A 16,896-nucleotide genomic window follows, 5' to 3' on the forward strand; every position below is an offset into this window, starting at 1 on the left:
GTAATCACCTCTATGGTTTTTTATTATTTATATATATATCGTATGTATCTTTTATTAATTGAATTCCTTCCATTATCATTGCATCAATTTTATTTGGATCATCAATGAGTTTTGTTAATGCAAATTTATTTTTAGCATGTGCAAAATTATGCCTTTTGTGGTAGAAATTATAGCATTTTTCTATAGCGATTTCAACATCAAAATTGTTAATATTTTTTTTGTATTCGTTTTTTAAATAATAATGAATTCTATCTTGTGTTTCAAACATATCAAATTTATCAGGATTATCAATCTTAAATTCATCTAATATTGCGTGCAAAAAAGCTTCCATAGCTCGCATTATTGGCATTAAGTAAAAAGAATAATCACTTAATCCAGGCATTTTTTCTTGTTTGGTAATTAAATATGCTGTAAAAATTAAATTTTTAATTTCTTCTTGTAAAAAATTTGAAAGATTTTTAGTTATCAAATCAAATTCATTTTCTGCTTTTTCAACATTTGCTTTTAAAAATTCTTCATTCAATCTAAGGATTTCCTTATAACTTCCATATTTTGAAAAAAACATTTGAGCTTGAACAAATGCATCATAAGCTTTTCCTTGAATTAATAATACATTATTTTCATAAAGATTGAAAAATAAATAATTATTAAGCATTTTGCTTTTTACTTTAAACCTACTAATGACTGAACCTTGTGATTCTAATTTTGTAATTTCATAATTTTCAATTTCATATAATTTTTCTAATAAATTAAAATCTTCTTTTTTCTCCAGGACAACTTTAAAGTTAACATTTTTATCATATTTTTTTATTTCATCAAGATTATCTAAAGAAATATTAAATTCTATATTGTTTTGCTTTTCCTCAATTGCTTTTCTTGCTAATTCATCAGCTTTTGTATTTCCAGGATTATTTGTATGTGATTCGATTTTATAAAAATTAATGTTTAAATATTCCTTATATTCTTCAAATTTTATTTTATAGATTTTTGCTATATCGCTTTTTGTTTTCCATTCTTCTACAGCCCATTTTTTTATTCCTTCATAATCATAATATATATCAATTTCTTTAGCATTTTGTTTTTTAGCATATTCTAAAGCTAATAAAGTTGCTATTATTTCACCAGCAATATTTCTTGTACTTAAAAAATTCTGATCATTTCCGTATTTGTAAAATTCTTTCTCTATACCATTATGAATAATATAAATTCCAGAACCATAAATTTTTTCTTTATTATCATAGCTACCATCAACATATGCAACGACCTTATCTGGATTATTGGTAGCAGTTTCTAATTTTCCTCTTTCTATTCCTAAATATTCTTTCGCATCTTCAAGAGAAGAAAAACTTTTATATTCTGCATCAGAAAACCTGTCAACTTGTTTTCTTGTTTCTTCCCAACTTTCATATATTCCTGGATTTCTTCCTTTTTTTACTGCATAATATTTTTTCTTTTTCCCCATAAAAATCCTCCTTTAGAATTTTCATTTTAGCCTCCAAGAGGTTATCCCCTCAATTCCTCTCGTACTCCTTGAGTTTAGTTGGTTTCTTGCCAAGATGTTAGAACTCCATTTTCAAAATACAAATATAGATATGGCCAATATGTATTTAAAGCATAATTATATCTTTCATATACCCATTGTTCATAAACTGTACTTGCAGTTACTGTTTTATTTACGCTTGAAGGTTTTCCAAAAATATCTTCTACAATCCATGCGGGCATTCCGATTACAATTGTTTTTTTGTCAACATATTCCCACCATTTACCATATTGTTCTTTTAACCGTTCAATTTCTTTTTTTCTCATTTCTTCTTCTCGCTTTTTTTGCTCTTCGATTTGTTTTTTTCTTCCTTTTTCGTATTCTAAATAATCTAAATATTTCTTATAATAATATTGATAAACAATATCTGTTGCTAATTGCGAATCATTAAGTTTTGTAGATAAGTCTTGTGTTTTATAATATTCATAATTTGAAGGAGTAAAAAAATCGATAAGATTTGAAAGAACCCCTAATCCCCAAAGTCCTCCAACAATTATGTCTGTTATAATCAAAGAACTTCTATCGTATGTCCCTGTGATTTTATAAACATTTTCAGGATTTGAATAAAAATTAAAATAAGTATAAGTATAAATATCGCCTGTAGCTAACAGTAAAAAAGTTGTAAAATCTGGTGTTGCTGGCATAGTTTCCAATACATATTTCTTAAAATCTGGATCTTTAATTTTTTCTGTTAATTCTATAGCCTTTTTCCTTTCTTTCTGATGTTTTGGAATAGTCATTAAATAAGTTACGGAACAAGAATTGAAAATAAGAACAAAACTTATAATAATTACGAATATGAATCTTCTTTTCATAGTTTATTTCCTCCTTAATCTAAAATTAATATATCAATCGTTTGATTAATTAAAAAAGCGAGACCCTCGAGGTCTCGCTTTATTCCCATCTTTCATATTTTCCTACTACTTTACCGACAATAATTATGTCGTCCCAATTTCTTTTTGGGATTACTATTGGCGGATGATTTTCATTTAAACTAATTAATGTTATAGCATTTTCAGATTGATAATATTTTTTTACTACGCCTTCATTTCCATTAATAATAATCACTCCGATTTCGCCATTTTCAAGAATAGGTTGTTTTAAAACTACGGCAATATCACCGTCTTTAAGACGTGGTTCCATGGAGTCTCCTTTGATTATTAAACCAAAATCTCCTCGCATTCCTTCAGGGATAACGATAAAATCGAGTAATTCTTCATATGCAACTTCACCATGCTGACTATTTGCTGCAACATATCCATATACAGGAATTTGCTTCAAGCTGAGTTTGTTGTCTTCGATATTTTTAATTTTGTTATCTATTCCCAAAAGAAAGTCTACTGAGACATCTAATAATTTTGCTAATTCTGAAGCAATTTTAATATCAGGAATTGATTTTCCTCTTTCCCACATAGCAACAGTGGACTGACCTACATGAAGTAAATCAGCCAAATCTTTTTGTCTTAAATTTTTATTTAATCTTGCACGTTTCAACCTTTCAGCAAATTTTTCCACAATTTCACCTCAAAAATAATTATACACTAAAATCAATAATATTGATATTTATATTTTGAATATCAATTTTTAATATAAATTTCATATTTTTGTAATTGACATATCAATTCAATTGATATATAATATCAATGTAAATGATTTTTAGAAGAAAAAAATTGATTCAAATGATATAGGAGGTGAGTAAATGAAAAAATTAAAGATTTATCGTTTAAAAAAAGGTTTAACTCAAAAAGAACTAGCAAAGCTTTTAAATGTACAACAAAACACTGTAGCCATGTGGGAAACAGGAAAAAGCAAACCACCCATAGACAAAGCACTAAAAATAGCAAGAATATTAGGAACAACAGTAGAAGAACTCTTCGATTTAAGTGTAGCAGAAAGTAAGTGATATGATGCAGGCTCTTTGGAAAGTGAATAGGAGGTGGAAGAGTGAATGTTTATCCTGAAGAATTTAAAAAATTATGTAAAAAGGTTATTGAAGATGAAAAATTTCATGAACTTGTAGATGCAAACGCTTATATTGTTGGGAGATATTTGGATGATTACAGTTATTCTAATAAACCAATTATGCATGTAGACAAAATAATAAATGCTTCCTCTTTTGATGCTCTTAAGAAGGAAGCACTGAAATTAAAAGAAAGAGCTGAAACTTTTTCAAAATTATATAAATGGTGGAAAGAAATAGTAAAAGAATGGGATTAATCAACAAATTTAATTTTCAGTATTCCAGTTATAAGTTCAGGTAATTCTTCACAAAATATTGTATATTTAATTTCAAAATCCTTAGGTTCGTTATTTTCAAAATATAAATAATAAGTTTTTGTTTCATACCATTTTTTGTTATGTAGCAATTTTTTATCCCATAAATGGATAGTATTATTCTCCAATTCTTCAGTGAATTCTGGAATTATGTGAGTAATATTAAAACTAGACATTATAAACGGATGTTTCTTTATTATTTTTTCTTTTTCTTTTAAAAGCTCAATATTATTTGGAATTGTAATTTCAATTTTAGAATTATGCGCTGTGTTTGTACCAAAATTTCCATATAAAAATTTTATGGGGTATAAATTTCTACCACTTAATTCGATAACTTTATCATAATCAGTATATAAATAACCAATTCCAATCTTCTTAAGTTCATATGAAACAAGAATTTCATCTTCAAATTCATTTTTATTTAATTCAAATGTATCTTTTTTATTTGGAAATCGAACATAAATTTCTGGAACTCTTTGAATATTATTATGTTTATTATTTACTTTGACTTCTTGGGATATTTTGAGTGTCTCTTTAATTACATCTTTTAGAGTTGTTTTAAAATCTTCCGCTTTCCCAATACTATTTTCATATGGGAAAACTCTTAAATCTTTTATATCAAAAGGAAAGTTTACAAAATCTTCTTTATTAATGATTAGAATAATATTATTTTTCTTTAATGAAAAAGCGTAACCAAATTCCCAAAATACGTTTGCATTCCAGCTGTAAATGTTTTCATTTTCTTCAATAGGTGATTTGCTCAAATCTACAATTATTAAATCACTATTTTCTATTAATTCAAAAATTTCTTTAGTTATGGAAGTAGAGGTTTTATTTTCATCAACCCTTTTTATTTCTATATTCAAATCAGAACAAACCTTTTTTATTACATGCTCATAAATTTCATTTGCGTCTTTATTATTAAAGGGCATAATCATAAAAGCTGTTTTGAACATATCCCAATCCCCCTAGTTAAATTTACTCAAACTCTTTAATTTTCTTAGAAATATTAATTAATTCATTACCGATAAGTTCCAATTTTTCAGAGAGTTTTAGAGATTTCAATTCATCAATTTTTGTAATTTGCTCTTTGACAAAGTCTGGGAGTTCGTTATCTTTATCAGTTAAACCAATTAAATAATCTAATGAAACATTAAAGTATTTAGCCAGTTTTTCTAAAGCAGTTAAAGTCGGTTCTCTTTGTCCGGATTCATATAAAGAAACAGCGGCAGAAGAAAAATTAAGGTCACGTGCTAACTGCCTTTGAGAAATTCCTTTTTCTTCTCTAAGCTGTTTTAAACGTTCAGAAAAATTCATACTTTCACCTCGATTGTTTTACTATTGTAATCATATCAAATGGATTTTAAAAAGTCAATAGTTTCTTAAAAGAAACGTTACTTGTTTTTAATTGATAACTTTTGTAAAATATGTTATGATAACTATGAGAAACATAAAAAGAAAGGTGGTGATTTCATTGAGAAACAATTTAAAGTATTATAGAGAATTAAAAGGCCTAACAACAAGAGAATTAGCTAAACGCTCAAATGTTTCTCAAGCTCATATTGTTTTTATAGAACAAGGAAAAAGGGCACCAACAATACCAATAGCAAGAAGAATAGCCAAAGCTTTAGACTGTGAATTGAATGAGATTTTTCCAGAGGAATATGAACATTCGAAAGTATAACAAATACCAAAGGAGGTGATGCAATGGGAGTAACGAAGGAAGTAAAAGAATTTAAACTAAAAGAAAAATTCAAAATTCTGTCTAATATCTATTTCATTTTGGAAAAAGGAGAGGATAAAAATGGAAAAACTGCATCCGATAGGAGTAGCGTTATTTCAAAATCCAAAAACAAGAGAGTATCTTATTAATCTTGCAAAGCAGAGGAGGGGAGAAAATGGGGACAACAAGAACAGTGATGATATCAGGAGTACCGATTCAGAAACTAATAGCAGAAAACTCAAACAGCATAGCGAACGCATTTTTCATAAAACAATTACTTGAAAGGTTTGAGATGTATGAAGATATTGAAGATGAACTCAAGGAAAAGATTGAAAGTTGGATACATGATTCTCCTGAGCCGTATCGCAGTAGATTCAAAGAAATATTACAAACTATCCAGAAAATTGATAAACCACAAGATGAAATAACAATGCTAATACTTTTTAGAGCAGTTCAGATAGAAACAGAAAATCGTAAAAGTAATGGAATACTAAAGTTCTTTGACATCAAAGGTCCATATCAAAAATGGAAAATTAGAGAAGGATTAAAAAGGTACAATGAAGAGCAACAAAGATTGATAAAACTTCCATTGAAAAAAGAAAACGCCCACACCAAAACGGTGCAGGCTGGGTAGATGGGGATCTACCATAACTATTCCGTTTAAATTATAGCATAAAAATTTTAAATTTAAAAATAATTAGGAGGGAGAAAAATGGCAGAAAAAACTTTTTTAATTACAAAAGAAAATATTGATAAATTAAAGGAAATGAAAGAAAAAAAGCAATCAATTGATTATGGTTCATATCTAAAAAAAATAAAAGAAATAAAAGATATGGAATCAAAGCTAAGGGAAAAAAGGAAACAACTTGAAAAAGAATTATTTGATAGCTTACCAAAACCTTATGATAAAAGCACTATACATCTTGAAAAAGATGGTATTAAAGCGAAAGTTACTTGGACTATCGATTTCAAAATAAGTCAAAAATATGCAAAAATAATTGCTCAAAGATATCCGAAATTTGCAGAGAAAGTTTTCAGTATAACTTATAAACCTAAAAAATCTGCAATAAGTACCATTAAAAGAACTATTAGTGAAGATATTCCAGAAGAAGTTAAAAAAGGATTTGAAGAATTAAAAGAATATTTGCAAGAAGAAGAAAAAGTTTCTTTAACCTTTGAAAAGGCAGGTGAAAAAGATGAGTGAAATTAAACCAGTTGAATCAAAAGAAATAATCGAATTCGATAAAGAAAAAATTGATTTGATAAAAAGAACTTTAGTGCCTCAGGGAGTATCCGATGAAGAGTTTCAAATGTTTATTCATTTAGCAAAGAAATACCAGTTGGATCCATTTGCTAAAGAAATATATCTTACAGCATATAACACAAAATATGGAAAGAAAGTTTCAATATTTGCCGGGAGAGATGGTTTTTTAAGTATTGCTCATAGAAATCCTAATTTTGATGGTTTTGAATCTGGAGTTGAAAAGGTAGATGAACCACTATATGTAAATGGGAAAAAGGTTAGAGATTGGCAATATAAAGGTTGGTGCAAAGTATATAGAAAAGATTGGAGTCATCCAGTAACCGAAGAGGTGTATGAGGAAGAATATACAACATGGCAAAATACATGGTTACAAAAACCAAGAACAATGATTCAAAAAGTAGCAGAATCACAAGCACTAAGGAAAGCATTTAGAATTCACGGATTATACACAAGAGAAGAAATGGATATGGTAATTGAAGAACAAAAGATTGAATCTCCTCAACAACCAACAAGCAGGCCAAAATTAGAGCAAAAAAATAGTAAAGACCTTCCTAATCCACATTTAGTACAAGTATTAAAAGAAAAAGTCAGGATTTTATCTGAAATGCTTGGCGTAAAAGAAGAAATGATATTGCATGAATTAGAAAGAAGAGCTAAAAAGCCTCTTGGTGAATTTACAAACGATGAAAGAAATCAAGCAATAAAATATCTTGTTAAATGGATTGAAAAAGAAGAAAAAGTAAGAAAAACAGAGCCTGAAGTGATAATTGAAGAACCATATGAAGAAGATGAACAATTAATGGCAGAAGCAGTAAAACTTTGGCAAGAGTAAATCTATCCCCCTTTTTAAGATAACTATCTTTCTTTGGGAGTGCCTATAAGCACCTTCATTTTTTCAGCACTCCCTTTTCTAAAGCTCTTTGACAAGTTAATATTCGAGATTTTAGTTTTGGAATAATTACGGCATCAATAAAAGAGGTGATTTGTATGGATATATTCAAGCTCCTCGAGCGTCTTGAGATTGAAGAGGAGAAGCGTCCATTGCCCGCTACTGCTTATAAACTTTATGTCATGTTAGTCATAAAGGCAAATAAGCTGTATTGGGATGGTCCTCTCTACTTCAGCCATAGACGCTTGGCAGCTATCGTAGGAGTGTCAAGGAACGCTCTGTCGAGTGCTGTTCAAGAGCTTGTAAATAGAAATTTGATTACATATAAAAAAGGCAAAAAGGATCATTCAGTTTCTAAATTTTGGTTTCCAGATTTACCTGATAAAAAACATATAACTGGTTCAAAAAATGAGCCTGATAGCGAGCCAGATGTTGAACCAGATACTGAGCCAGTCCGTGAGCCAGTTCCTGAACCAGATCGTGAGCCTATATATAAAACAAAACATAAACAAAAACAAAATAATAATATATATAATGTCGCGATTGAAATTTTGGACTACTTAAACGAAAAAGCAAATAAAAAATTTAAACCTACAAAAGGAAATCTTAAATACATTAATGCAAGACTCAAAGAAAAATATCAAAAAGAAGATTTCTTTAAAGTTATAGATTTAAAAGTAAAGCAATGGATTAATGATCCTAAAATGAAACAATATTTAAGACCTTCTACTCTTTTTAACTCTGAAAAATTTGATTCTTACCTAAATGAAAGTTTTGAGAAAGAAGAAAAAGAAGAAAATTATTATATTGAATATCCTTTTGGGAGATGATTAAATGGATATTTATAAACTTCTTGATGATTTAATAGAACTTCATTTTAAACGATATAACTTATCTAATACCAGATTTACAAAAGCAATAGATAAAAAGATAATGCATAAGTATAAACAATTAAAACGATTGTTGATTTTTGAAGATTTTGTAGATAAAGAATTAATTGACTTTATGGATTCAGTAATTAAAAGTGAGTGGGTGATAGATAATGCAGGAATTAGAAAAATGGATAATCGGGTATATGTTCTTAGATGATTCTATTGATGTTTCTGTTTTGAATAAAGAAGATTTTGAAAACAATAATTTTGGAAATATCTTTAATTATTTAAAAAATAGATTAGAAAATGGAGAGGTCATAGATGTATTTACTACAGCTCAGGATTTGAAAATTTCTCCAGAAACATTAGAGAGTTTTGTTGATGAAATACCTGATCTATTTAACTTTGATAATGCAGTAAAAAAATTGAAAGAAGAAAGTATAAAAAGGCAATTAAAACATGTTGCTAAAAATATTTCGGAGACTTTAGATAATGCAAGTGTATATGAAGTGCTCGAATATGTTGAAAAAAAGATATTAGGCATAGAAATTATAGGAGATAGAATATATGAAACATTGGCAGAAACACTTGAAACATATTTTGAAGAAGTTGAAGAAATGCAGAAAAGAAGGTTAAACAATGAATTTGTAGGAATACCTTCAGGCATAAATGATTTAGATAAATTTTTAGGAGGCTTTAAAGGTGGGCAACTGGTAATTATAGCAGGAAGACCAGCAATGGGTAAAACAACTTTTGCTCTAAATATAGCAACAAACATGGCAAATGAAGGTTATCCGAGTGCATTCTTCAGTTTAGAAATGAATCAAAAACAATTAAGAAATAAGATTCTAGCAGCTGCTACACATATTGAGTATAATAAGATAGCCCATGGATACATCAATAAGCAAGAGAGAAACAACTTGGAATTTGTGATTGAAAAACTGAAAAGAACACCCATTTTGCTTGGGAAAACAACTAACCTAACTATTGAAAGTTTAAAGTCAGTAGCAAGGAAACTAAAGAGAGAATATAAAATTCAAGGATTGTTTATAGATTATCTGCAACTTATGAGTAAAACAACGGATTTAGTAAAAGAACTTGGAGTTATTACAAGACAATTGAAATTACTTGCTTTGGAGCTTGATATTCCGGTGTTTTTATTATCCCAGTTGAGTAGAAATGTTGAGCATAGAGAAGATAAAAGACCTATGTTAAGTGACCTTAGAGATTCTGGAGCGATTGAACAAGATGCAGATATTGTATTGTTTTTGTATCGACCAGCATATTACAAAAGAAAGAAGAAAGAAGAGATTGAAAAAGAAGATAAAGCTGAAAAAATAGAAGTTATTATTGGAAAACAAAGAGAAGGAGAAACAGGAATAGTTGAGTTGGGATTTTTTGGGAAATATTCACATTTTTTTGACTTATATTTGGTGAAATAGGAGGCTGATTTATGAGTTATTCATTTAATAGAGTAATACTTATTGGAAGGCTTACAAGAGATCCAGAAATAAGAATGACTACTTCTGGAGATAAAGTTGTAAATTTTACACTTGCAGTTGATAGAGGATATGGAAATGAAAAACAAGTTGATTTTATTAGAATTGTTGCTTTTGGGAAGAAAGCGGATTTTGCTGAAAATTATTTAAGAAAAGGATTATTAATTCTTGCTGAAGGTTCATTAAGAATAAATACATGGAGAGATCAAAATAATAATTATAGGGAAAGAGCAGAAGTTTTAGCAACAACTATTCAATTTATGGAATCAAAGAAACAGCAAAGTGAAAACGTTGAAATAGTTGAACCAGAAGAACCATTTGGTGATTTAGATGAAAATATTGATTTAAGCAATGATAACTTTCCAAACTTTTTCCCGATCGATGATTCCGGCACAGAAGATGATATTCCACCTAAGTTTTAGGAGGTGAAATAATGAACAGAGGGGTAAAAAGTGATTTTTGGACTCGAAGAATGTCAAATACTTTTGAACATACGGGACCTTACTTTTATGGAGTTAAACCTTCTTCTTTGCATAAACAATATGAACAAATTTTAGGTAATTTGGCAGAAAGATTTGACAAAATTGAATTAAGAAAGATAGATGATGAGTATATTTTAAGAGTATATTCTAAACAAAAGGTTTATAGACGATTTGCTTCTAAACATTTTGATTCATTGTTATTTGAGGCTTCTTCAATTTATAAGGAAAGGGTGAGATAGGATGACGATTATAGTGTTTGTTGTAGGTGTATTTGTTGGATTTTCAATCTCCGCAATTTTAGCTTCAGCACATGAATCCGATGCTTATTCTGAAGCAATGCGGTTAAAAATAAAAATTGTTGATTTAGAAGCTGAAAATGAATCTTTAAGAAGAAGAATTAATGATTTGGCCAAAGAAAGAGCAAAGTTATTTACGGAAAATATGAAATTAAGAAGAGGAAAAGTAAAAACTATCGGGGAGATAGAGAAATGACTTTGCTAATTGAATTAGAAGGGATTCCTCCTTCTGTCAATCATGCATACAAGAAACGTGGAAAAGGTTATGGAATGTTTATGTCTAAAACAGCAAAAGAGTTTAAAGAATATGCAAGTTATGTAGCTTATCAAGCAATGAAAAAACAAAAATGGACAAAAATTCCAAGGGATGAAAATTTTTATCGGATGGAAATTCATTTTCATTTTAAAAATCGTAAGCATCCAGATCCAAACAATTTATTAAAGGTTCTTATAGATTCATTTGAAGGGATAGTTTTTGAGAATGATAAAAATATTGATGTTTCAACTTTTTCATTTGTTGATGGTGAAGAAAGAACAGTCGTTATATTTCAGAAATGAGGGGAGGAAGAAAAATGAAAAAAGCTTATAATTTCTTTAATTCAAAACATATTAAGAGAATTTATGTTGAAAGTTTAGAAGAAGCTTATTATTTAATTTCAGCATTAAAAACATCTTGCCCAGTTTTAACTGATGAGAGTGGAAATGTTGTACAACTTTCTAATGTTGAAGATGCAATGGTATATATTGAATTTAAAGCTAAGACTAAAATATTGAAAAAAGCAGAAAAGAAAACTAATAGAGCAGTAATATAAAAAAATTGGGGCAATTAAGCCCCTAATGCCCAAATACTACCCTCTAAATTATATCATAGGAGGGTAACAGAATGCAAGATGTATTAAAAAATTCCTCGCTTACTTTTAATGATATCAAATTTCTACTTATGGGATACAAAAGAGCAATAACTCTTTTTTATGAAAGAAAAATACATTTGTATTTAGATAGTTATTTTGAAATATGTGTTGAAGTTGGATTTCCAGGAGTAGCGTTATCCCCTACAAAAACTTATGCAACTTCTTTTCCAGTAAGAGATTTTTTTAAACAAATTGAACTTGGCGCTTTAGAGAAGTATAAAAAGGAAAAATATATAATAGACAAAGTAAATGAGTTTTGGGAAGTATTAACCGCAATGGAAAGAAGTGTGATCTTTTATAGATATATTGATTTAGAAAAAATAAATGGTATTTGGAAAGGTGAAAGTAGATACCAATTGGCCAAAAGATTAAATGTTGCAGAAACTCAAATAAGAAAGTATGAAACATCAGCTTTTAAGAAAATATTGCACTATATGTAGTATATCATTGACAAGGTTCGCAAAATATGGTATAATTAAGTAGAATGGAATACTATACTTAGAAGGAGCCTGTTAAGGCTCCTTTTTTTATTATTCCGACAAACATCGACAGATTTCGACAGGTTCGACAACATTTGTGACTATGTGACAACTGTAGAATTTTTGTAGAATGTTGTGACAAATCAGGATATGGTGTTAATGGTAGCATTCCACACTTGGGATGTGGAGGTGCAGGTTCGAGTCCTGCTATCCTGACCAGCTCTTCCCTCCTTGAAATAAATATACCGGCACTCCGGCATTAATCCGGCAGCTTCCGGCACTTTTCCGGCATTTTATATGCCGGATTTTTTATTACTAATTATAATTATACTAATTTAAATTATTATGCTGGTTGGTATTATACTGACTGGCATAATTCCAGAATAGAGAGGAGGTCGCGACATGCAGGGGTCTGACGGGCGCCCCTGCTTTTATTATATTGACAATAATTAAAAATAAGAAACCCACCTATTCAAATAGGCGGGTTTCCCTCACGGTGCTTTTTTCTTTTTTCCCTCTTGCAGCGCTTTTTTAGACACTATTTTCTAGATTTCTTCTAAAGCAGATATTAGTTTATCAAAATCCTAATATACTGTGTTTGATGTAACGTTTTCATAACTTAAAGTTACATCTAATTTGTAGTCTAGGAACATTGGCCGTAATATATACTACGATAAAAGCACCGCAAGTAGGAAGATTGCTAATTTTCTCATATTAGCACCTCCTTTTTTCTATTATAACACATAAAAAGGAGATGAGAGAGGTGAGGTAAGATGACTAAATACACAGATGAAGATAAAATGAAGGCATTAGTAATGTTGGAAAATAATATAAATCATCAGACTGGAAATCCTAATTGGACTAAAGTATCAAAAAAACTAAACATTTCAAGAAAAACATTACAAAAATGGTGGAAAGAAAAAAATAAAGAAGATACTGCACACATACGCACACTTAAAAAAGAAGAGTTTATAAAAAAAGCTTGGGATCAAATTTTCTATGGCTTAGATTTATTAAAAGAGAAAGCAGAAAAAGCTAATTACAAAGATTTAATAGTAGGTATGGCCACATTGATAGATAAGATTCAGTTATTAATGGGACAACCTACTGAAATAACTAAAAATGAGAATAATAATACAGAGCTAATAGAAGTAGATCCAGAAATGTTATCGCCAGAGGCGGTGAGCAAAATTGCGCAAAAAATATTACATCAAGAAAGAAAAGATTCTAAGTAAGTATTTTAAAGATAACTTTTATGAGTTCCTTAGGTACGATGGTTCTGGGTATTGGAAAGACGGGAATCATTTAAAATTTTTGGCCAAAAAATTAGAAGAAGTTGCTGAAGGTAAAATTAAAAAATTAATGGTGTTTATGCCACCAAGACATGGAAAATCTGAATTAATATCAAAGAAATTCCCTGCATGGTTTTTAGGCAAATATCCAGATAAAGAAATAATCATTACTGCATATAGTGCAGAACTTGCATATGATTTTTCAAGAATTGCAAGAGAAACGTTGAGAAGACATGAAAAATTATTCGGTGTAAGTTTAGATAAAAGAACACAAGCAGTACAACACTGGGGAATTGAAAATACTCGTGGTGGATTAATGGCAGCTGGTGTTGGTGGTCCTATAACTGGTAGAGGCTTCCATGTTGGAATCATAGATGATCCAATAAAAAACAGAGAAGAGGCTAATTCAGAAACAATAAGAAATAAAATATGGGATTGGTATAGATCAACCTTTAGAACTCGTGCTTATCCTGATGCTTCAATTATTTTAGTTTTAACAAGATGGCATGAAGATGATTTAGCTGGTAGGTTACTTAAAGAACAAAAAGACGAATGGGAAATTATAGAATTACCAGCTATAGCAGAAGAGGATGATGTGTTGGGTAGGAAAAAAGGAGATTCTCTTTGGGAAGAAAGATATAGTAAAGAAGAGTTAATGAAGATAAAAAGAGATATAGGAACATTTGAATGGTTAGCGTTATATCAACAAAAACCAACAGCTTTAGATGGAAATATATTCAAAAGAGAATGGTTTCAGTATGCAGATAATTATCCAAAAAATTTAAGGATATATCAAACAGTGGATTTAGCAATATCTAAAAAAGATAGTGCTGACTATTTTGTTATTTTAACTTTTGGAATGGATTCTAATAAAAATATTTTTATTCTTGATAATTATGCTGATCATATAGGATTTTTAAAACAAATAGAAATGATTCAATATTATTACCAAAAATGGAAACCGTTAAGAATAGGTATAGAAAGCACACAATATCAAGCAGCATTAACTCAATATCTTAAAGGAAAAACAGCATTACCTGTTAAACCTTTAAGGCCTTCTGCAGATAAAATAACAAGAGCCTTGAGAATAACTCCACATTTCGAAAATAAGAAAGTTTTTATTTTAAGACATTTAAATCAGCTATCTTTATTAGAAGAGCAATTAATAAGTTTTCCGAACGGGAAACATGATGATATTGTTGATGCGGTTTCATATATTTTTGAATTTCTTAATAGTAGTAGTGTGGTTAAAACTACGAAATATGAATCGAGGTGATAAAATGGAAGTTTCAAAAGAGCAATTAACAAATCAAATAGCTACAACATGGGCTGCTTTAAGGCAAGATGTTGGAGAGATAATGAATCAGCCTGATTTGGATAGTGAAACTATAAAAAACATGTTGAAAGATGAAACTGTATCTTCTGCTTTAAATTTCTTATCAAAAAATATAGTTAATTTCATTGGTGAATATATTCATGAAGATGAAGATAAGAATAATTTTGTAAAAGAAAACTTTGAAAATCTTGATACTTCTCTTGAAATAGTTTCAGAAAGAATATTGGCGGATTCAATAGCCTATGGTTTTTCTGTTTCTGAATTAGTATGGGAATTGAAAAATAATAAATTATATTTAAAGAGGATTGTTCCTTTAGATCCAACAACGATAACATTTGTTTTAGATAAAGGTGAAATAGTGAAAGTAGTTCAAAAAACATCAAACAAAAATATAGAAATTCCAGCAGAAAAATGTTTTATATTTAGGTTAAATCAAAGAGAGTTATATGGTAAAACAGAATTAGAGAAAATATATAGACCATGGAAGTTTAAAAGTGTATTATTTAAATTTTGGGCAATAGCAATGGAAAGATATGCAATGCCAATAGCTCATGGTAAAACTTTAGGAGATGTAGATGAACTATTGGACGCATTAAAGACTATTTGGAGTCAGGGAGTTATTGCTACAGATCCAGAAACCACAATTGAGCTATTAGAACCTAAAGCAACAATAGCTGATTCATTTGAAAAATCTATTGAATATGCAAATATGTTGATTTATAAAGGATTGTTATTACCTCAATTATTATCAGGGACACAAAATGTTGGAAGCTATTCATTAGGTAAAATCCATATGGATTTGTTCTTATCATCAGTAAGAAAAATAGCCAAATATTACTCAGAAAACATAATAGATTCAGTTGTAGCTAAAATACTTGAATATAATTATTCAGATGTAAATAATTATGGGCAATTCTTAGAATCAGAGCAACCAACAAATGATGAAAGAGTAAAATTATCACAAGTGATTTCTGTTTTAGTGAATACAGGTATAGTTGATCCTATTGAAGATAATGATTGGATTAGAGATTTATTCAAATTTCCCAAAAATGAAGATACACAAAAGGTAGATGAGGAAGATGAGAAAAACTGGAATTAAAACCATTGCTGAAAGTTTTAAAAGAGTCGAGAATAGAATAATCAATTTATCAAGAAAAGGATTTAAACAAATAAGAGAATCCACATTAAATCAAATAAAAGGTAATCCTGATATTATAGATACACAAGCTTTAGCTAATGCTTTTTATATTGGATTATTAAGTGGATATATACACGGAAAAATGACTATGGTAGGTGAATTACTCTCAAAGAAAAAGAAGAAACAATTTGCTGAAGAATGGAGTGATTATAGAGAAATATTTGCTGTATTTATGAGGGATAAAGATTTGATAATGAAATTAGTAAGAAAAAAATATACAGCAGAGGAAGCAATGAAAATGTTTTTTAAACCTAATCAGTTTATATTGGATTATTTCAAAGAATATTCTGTAAAACTTGCGAATATTGAAGCTGAAGATACATTAAAAAAAGCTTCTGAATTAGTTAGTAAAACAATTGAGGAAGGTATGAGTGAAAGAGAAGCTATTAAATATATAGCTAATAATTTGCAAGATTTTTCTAAGAAAAGAATTAAAGCTATAGCAAGAACAGAAGCAACACGCGGATACAATATTGGAGCTTTAGAAGAGAGTTATACATCAAATATAGTAAAAGGTTATCAATTTGAAGCGATATTAGATAAAAGGACAAGCAAGATATGTATTTCAAGATGGGGAATGTATATAGATAAAAATGATAAAGCAAAATTAGCAAGAAATACACCGCCATTGCATGTTAATTGTAGGAGTTTTTTAAGAACAGTAACTATTTATGATAATGAATTTCCAGTAAAAAAAGAGAATATACCAGCAGATAATTTAGAGTTTTTACAGAAAATAGATAATATTCCAAAACCTCAAACAAGAGATTATGATGTGAATATTTTAATGGAAATACTGAATAGATTATAAATATAGCCCCAGATTTCGGGGCTTTTTTTA

At 29.1% G+C, this 16,896-nt stretch carries 25 protein-coding genes and 1 tRNA gene; 21 read left to right on the top strand and 5 right to left on the bottom strand.

Annotated elements, in window-relative coordinates; genetic code table 11:
- Positions 1 to 10 precede the first annotated feature (10 nt).
- From LN42_RS01730 to LN42_RS01740, 3 genes are all read right to left on the bottom strand, one after another.
- Entirely contained in the window at positions 11 to 1,462 is a 1,452-nt protein-coding gene (locus tag LN42_RS01730) for a viroplasmin family protein (RefSeq protein ID WP_075780199.1), read from the bottom strand.
- A 74-nt stretch (positions 1,463 to 1,536) separates the two neighbouring features.
- A complete protein-coding gene (locus LN42_RS01735; protein WP_075780200.1) occupies positions 1,537 to 2,355 on the bottom strand; it encodes a hypothetical protein in 819 nt (272 codons plus the stop codon).
- 79 nt (positions 2,356 to 2,434) lie between these two features.
- Positions 2,435 to 3,055 (bottom strand): XRE family transcriptional regulator, encoded by a 621-nt coding sequence (locus LN42_RS01740; RefSeq protein WP_014295820.1) that lies wholly within the window; start codon positions 3,053 to 3,055, stop codon positions 2,435 to 2,437.
- Positions 3,056 to 3,239: 184 nt separating this feature from the next.
- On the opposite strand from LN42_RS01740, the gene LN42_RS01745 reads away from it, so the two are divergent.
- Both LN42_RS01745 and LN42_RS01750 read left to right on the top strand, forming a co-directional pair.
- A complete protein-coding gene (locus LN42_RS01745) occupies positions 3,240 to 3,443 on the top strand; it encodes a helix-turn-helix transcriptional regulator (RefSeq protein WP_075780201.1) in 204 nt (67 codons plus the stop codon).
- Between the two features lie 41 nt (positions 3,444 to 3,484).
- Positions 3,485 to 3,757, top strand: coding sequence for a hypothetical protein (locus tag LN42_RS01750; RefSeq protein WP_075780202.1), 273 nt, complete (start codon positions 3,485 to 3,487; stop codon positions 3,755 to 3,757).
- Here LN42_RS01750 and LN42_RS01755 read toward each other — a convergent pair.
- On the bottom strand, positions 3,754 to 4,770 hold the full coding sequence (locus LN42_RS01755; protein ID WP_075780203.1) for a hypothetical protein: 1,017 nt from the start codon (positions 4,768 to 4,770) through the stop codon (positions 3,754 to 3,756). The genes LN42_RS01750 and LN42_RS01755 overlap by 4 nt on opposite strands.
- Before the next feature lie 22 nt (positions 4,771 to 4,792).
- On the bottom strand, positions 4,793 to 5,131 hold the full coding sequence (locus tag LN42_RS01760) for a helix-turn-helix domain-containing protein (RefSeq protein WP_075780204.1): 339 nt from the start codon (positions 5,129 to 5,131) through the stop codon (positions 4,793 to 4,795).
- Positions 5,132 to 5,288: 157 nt separating this feature from the next.
- Between LN42_RS01760 and LN42_RS01765 the strand changes: the two genes are divergently transcribed.
- The 19 genes from LN42_RS01765 (at position 5,289) to LN42_RS01850 (ending at position 16,866) form a co-directional block, all read left to right on the top strand.
- A complete protein-coding gene (locus tag LN42_RS01765; RefSeq protein WP_198029623.1) occupies positions 5,289 to 5,498 on the top strand; it encodes a helix-turn-helix transcriptional regulator in 210 nt (69 codons plus the stop codon).
- A 23-nt stretch (positions 5,499 to 5,521) separates the two neighbouring features.
- Positions 5,522 to 5,686 carry a hypothetical protein gene (locus LN42_RS10910; RefSeq protein WP_156865370.1) on the top strand — a complete coding sequence of 55 codons (165 nt, stop codon included), beginning with the start codon at positions 5,522 to 5,524 and terminating at the stop codon, positions 5,684 to 5,686.
- A gap of 26 nt (positions 5,687 to 5,712) precedes the next feature.
- A complete protein-coding gene (locus LN42_RS01770; RefSeq protein WP_075780206.1) occupies positions 5,713 to 6,171 on the top strand; it encodes a hypothetical protein in 459 nt (152 codons plus the stop codon).
- 78 nt (positions 6,172 to 6,249) lie between these two features.
- Positions 6,250 to 6,741, top strand: coding sequence for a hypothetical protein (locus tag LN42_RS01775; RefSeq protein ID WP_075780207.1), 492 nt, complete (start codon positions 6,250 to 6,252; stop codon positions 6,739 to 6,741).
- On the top strand, positions 6,734 to 7,633 hold the full coding sequence (gene bet / locus LN42_RS01780) for a phage recombination protein Bet (protein ID WP_075780208.1): 900 nt from the start codon (positions 6,734 to 6,736) through the stop codon (positions 7,631 to 7,633). The genes LN42_RS01775 and bet overlap by 8 nt, the downstream gene beginning before the upstream one ends.
- 155 nt (positions 7,634 to 7,788) lie before the next feature.
- On the top strand, positions 7,789 to 8,520 hold the full coding sequence (locus LN42_RS01785) for a conserved phage C-terminal domain-containing protein (RefSeq protein ID WP_075780209.1): 732 nt from the start codon (positions 7,789 to 7,791) through the stop codon (positions 8,518 to 8,520).
- A gap of 4 nt (positions 8,521 to 8,524) precedes the next feature.
- Positions 8,525 to 8,779, top strand: a complete 255-nt coding sequence (locus tag LN42_RS01790) for a hypothetical protein (RefSeq protein ID WP_075780210.1) — start codon at positions 8,525 to 8,527, stop codon at positions 8,777 to 8,779.
- The gene (locus LN42_RS01795; protein ID WP_075780211.1) at positions 8,733 to 10,004 is read left to right on the top strand and encodes a replicative DNA helicase; all 1,272 of its coding nucleotides are present in this window, start codon (positions 8,733 to 8,735) and stop codon (positions 10,002 to 10,004) included. Before LN42_RS01790 ends, LN42_RS01795 begins: the two co-directional genes overlap by 47 nt.
- Positions 10,005 to 10,015: 11 nt before the next feature.
- Positions 10,016 to 10,483: a single-stranded DNA-binding protein gene (locus LN42_RS01800; protein WP_075780212.1), complete on the top strand. Its 468-nt coding sequence runs from the start codon at positions 10,016 to 10,018 to the stop codon at positions 10,481 to 10,483.
- A gap of 11 nt (positions 10,484 to 10,494) precedes the next feature.
- Positions 10,495 to 10,782 (top strand): hypothetical protein, encoded by a 288-nt coding sequence (locus LN42_RS01805; protein ID WP_075780066.1) that lies wholly within the window; start codon positions 10,495 to 10,497, stop codon positions 10,780 to 10,782.
- 1 nt (position 10,783) lies between these two features.
- Positions 10,784 to 11,035 carry a hypothetical protein gene (locus tag LN42_RS01810; RefSeq protein ID WP_075780067.1) on the top strand — a complete coding sequence of 84 codons (252 nt, stop codon included), beginning with the start codon at positions 10,784 to 10,786 and terminating at the stop codon, positions 11,033 to 11,035.
- Entirely contained in the window at positions 11,032 to 11,397 is a 366-nt protein-coding gene (locus LN42_RS01815) for a RusA family crossover junction endodeoxyribonuclease (RefSeq protein ID WP_075780068.1), read from the top strand. Before LN42_RS01810 ends, LN42_RS01815 begins: the two co-directional genes overlap by 4 nt.
- Before the next feature lie 14 nt (positions 11,398 to 11,411).
- Entirely contained in the window at positions 11,412 to 11,651 is a 240-nt protein-coding gene (locus LN42_RS01820) for a hypothetical protein (protein WP_075780069.1), read from the top strand.
- Between the two features lie 71 nt (positions 11,652 to 11,722).
- Positions 11,723 to 12,190, top strand: a complete 468-nt coding sequence (locus LN42_RS01825; RefSeq protein WP_075780070.1) for a hypothetical protein — start codon at positions 11,723 to 11,725, stop codon at positions 12,188 to 12,190.
- Positions 12,191 to 12,373: 183 nt separating this feature from the next.
- Positions 12,374 to 12,448 (top strand) — tRNA-Pro (locus LN42_RS01830).
- 554 nt (positions 12,449 to 13,002) lie between these two features.
- Positions 13,003 to 13,464 carry a hypothetical protein gene (locus LN42_RS01835; protein ID WP_075780213.1) on the top strand — a complete coding sequence of 154 codons (462 nt, stop codon included), beginning with the start codon at positions 13,003 to 13,005 and terminating at the stop codon, positions 13,462 to 13,464.
- On the top strand, positions 13,421 to 14,797 hold the full coding sequence (gene terL / locus LN42_RS01840) for a phage terminase large subunit (protein WP_075780214.1): 1,377 nt from the start codon (positions 13,421 to 13,423) through the stop codon (positions 14,795 to 14,797). Before LN42_RS01835 ends, terL begins: the two co-directional genes overlap by 44 nt.
- A gap of 4 nt (positions 14,798 to 14,801) precedes the next feature.
- On the top strand, positions 14,802 to 15,956 hold the full coding sequence (locus LN42_RS01845; RefSeq protein WP_075780215.1) for a DUF935 family protein: 1,155 nt from the start codon (positions 14,802 to 14,804) through the stop codon (positions 15,954 to 15,956).
- Positions 15,937 to 16,866 (top strand): minor capsid protein, encoded by a 930-nt coding sequence (locus LN42_RS01850; protein ID WP_075780216.1) that lies wholly within the window; start codon positions 15,937 to 15,939, stop codon positions 16,864 to 16,866. Before LN42_RS01845 ends, LN42_RS01850 begins: the two co-directional genes overlap by 20 nt.
- Positions 16,867 to 16,896: the final 30 nt, after the last annotated feature.

The organism is Marinitoga sp. 1137, from assembly GCF_001941525.1.
GTDB classification, from domain to species: domain Bacteria; phylum Thermotogota; class Thermotogae; order Petrotogales; family Petrotogaceae; genus Marinitoga; species Marinitoga piezophila.

Coding starts and splice junctions, on each gene's coding strand:
- LN42_RS01730 (WP_075780199.1), bottom strand. CDS start 1,462: ATGGGGAAAAAGAAAAAATATTATGCAGTAAAAAAAGGAAGAAATCCA.
- LN42_RS01735 (WP_075780200.1), bottom strand. CDS start 2,355: ATGAAAAGAAGATTCATATTCGTAATTATTATAAGTTTTGTTCTTATT.
- LN42_RS01745 (WP_075780201.1), top strand. CDS start 3,240: ATGAAAAAATTAAAGATTTATCGTTTAAAAAAAGGTTTAACTCAAAAA.
- LN42_RS01755 (WP_075780203.1), bottom strand. CDS start 4,770: ATGTTCAAAACAGCTTTTATGATTATGCCCTTTAATAATAAAGACGCA.
- LN42_RS01760 (WP_075780204.1), bottom strand. CDS start 5,131: ATGAATTTTTCTGAACGTTTAAAACAGCTTAGAGAAGAAAAAGGAATT.
- LN42_RS10910 (WP_156865370.1), top strand. CDS start 5,522: ATGGGAGTAACGAAGGAAGTAAAAGAATTTAAACTAAAAGAAAAATTC.
- LN42_RS01770 (WP_075780206.1), top strand. CDS start 5,713: ATGGGGACAACAAGAACAGTGATGATATCAGGAGTACCGATTCAGAAA.
- LN42_RS01775 (WP_075780207.1), top strand. CDS start 6,250: ATGGCAGAAAAAACTTTTTTAATTACAAAAGAAAATATTGATAAATTA.
- bet (WP_075780208.1), top strand. CDS start 6,734: ATGAGTGAAATTAAACCAGTTGAATCAAAAGAAATAATCGAATTCGAT.
- LN42_RS01785 (WP_075780209.1), top strand. CDS start 7,789: ATGGATATATTCAAGCTCCTCGAGCGTCTTGAGATTGAAGAGGAGAAG.
- LN42_RS01790 (WP_075780210.1), top strand. CDS start 8,525: ATGGATATTTATAAACTTCTTGATGATTTAATAGAACTTCATTTTAAA.
- LN42_RS01795 (WP_075780211.1), top strand. CDS start 8,733: ATGCAGGAATTAGAAAAATGGATAATCGGGTATATGTTCTTAGATGAT.
- LN42_RS01800 (WP_075780212.1), top strand. CDS start 10,016: ATGAGTTATTCATTTAATAGAGTAATACTTATTGGAAGGCTTACAAGA.
- LN42_RS01805 (WP_075780066.1), top strand. CDS start 10,495: ATGAACAGAGGGGTAAAAAGTGATTTTTGGACTCGAAGAATGTCAAAT.
- LN42_RS01810 (WP_075780067.1), top strand. CDS start 10,784: ATGACGATTATAGTGTTTGTTGTAGGTGTATTTGTTGGATTTTCAATC.
- LN42_RS01815 (WP_075780068.1), top strand. CDS start 11,032: ATGACTTTGCTAATTGAATTAGAAGGGATTCCTCCTTCTGTCAATCAT.
- LN42_RS01820 (WP_075780069.1), top strand. CDS start 11,412: ATGAAAAAAGCTTATAATTTCTTTAATTCAAAACATATTAAGAGAATT.
- LN42_RS01825 (WP_075780070.1), top strand. CDS start 11,723: ATGCAAGATGTATTAAAAAATTCCTCGCTTACTTTTAATGATATCAAA.
- LN42_RS01835 (WP_075780213.1), top strand. CDS start 13,003: ATGACTAAATACACAGATGAAGATAAAATGAAGGCATTAGTAATGTTG.
- LN42_RS01845 (WP_075780215.1), top strand. CDS start 14,802: ATGGAAGTTTCAAAAGAGCAATTAACAAATCAAATAGCTACAACATGG.
- LN42_RS01850 (WP_075780216.1), top strand. CDS start 15,937: ATGAGAAAAACTGGAATTAAAACCATTGCTGAAAGTTTTAAAAGAGTC.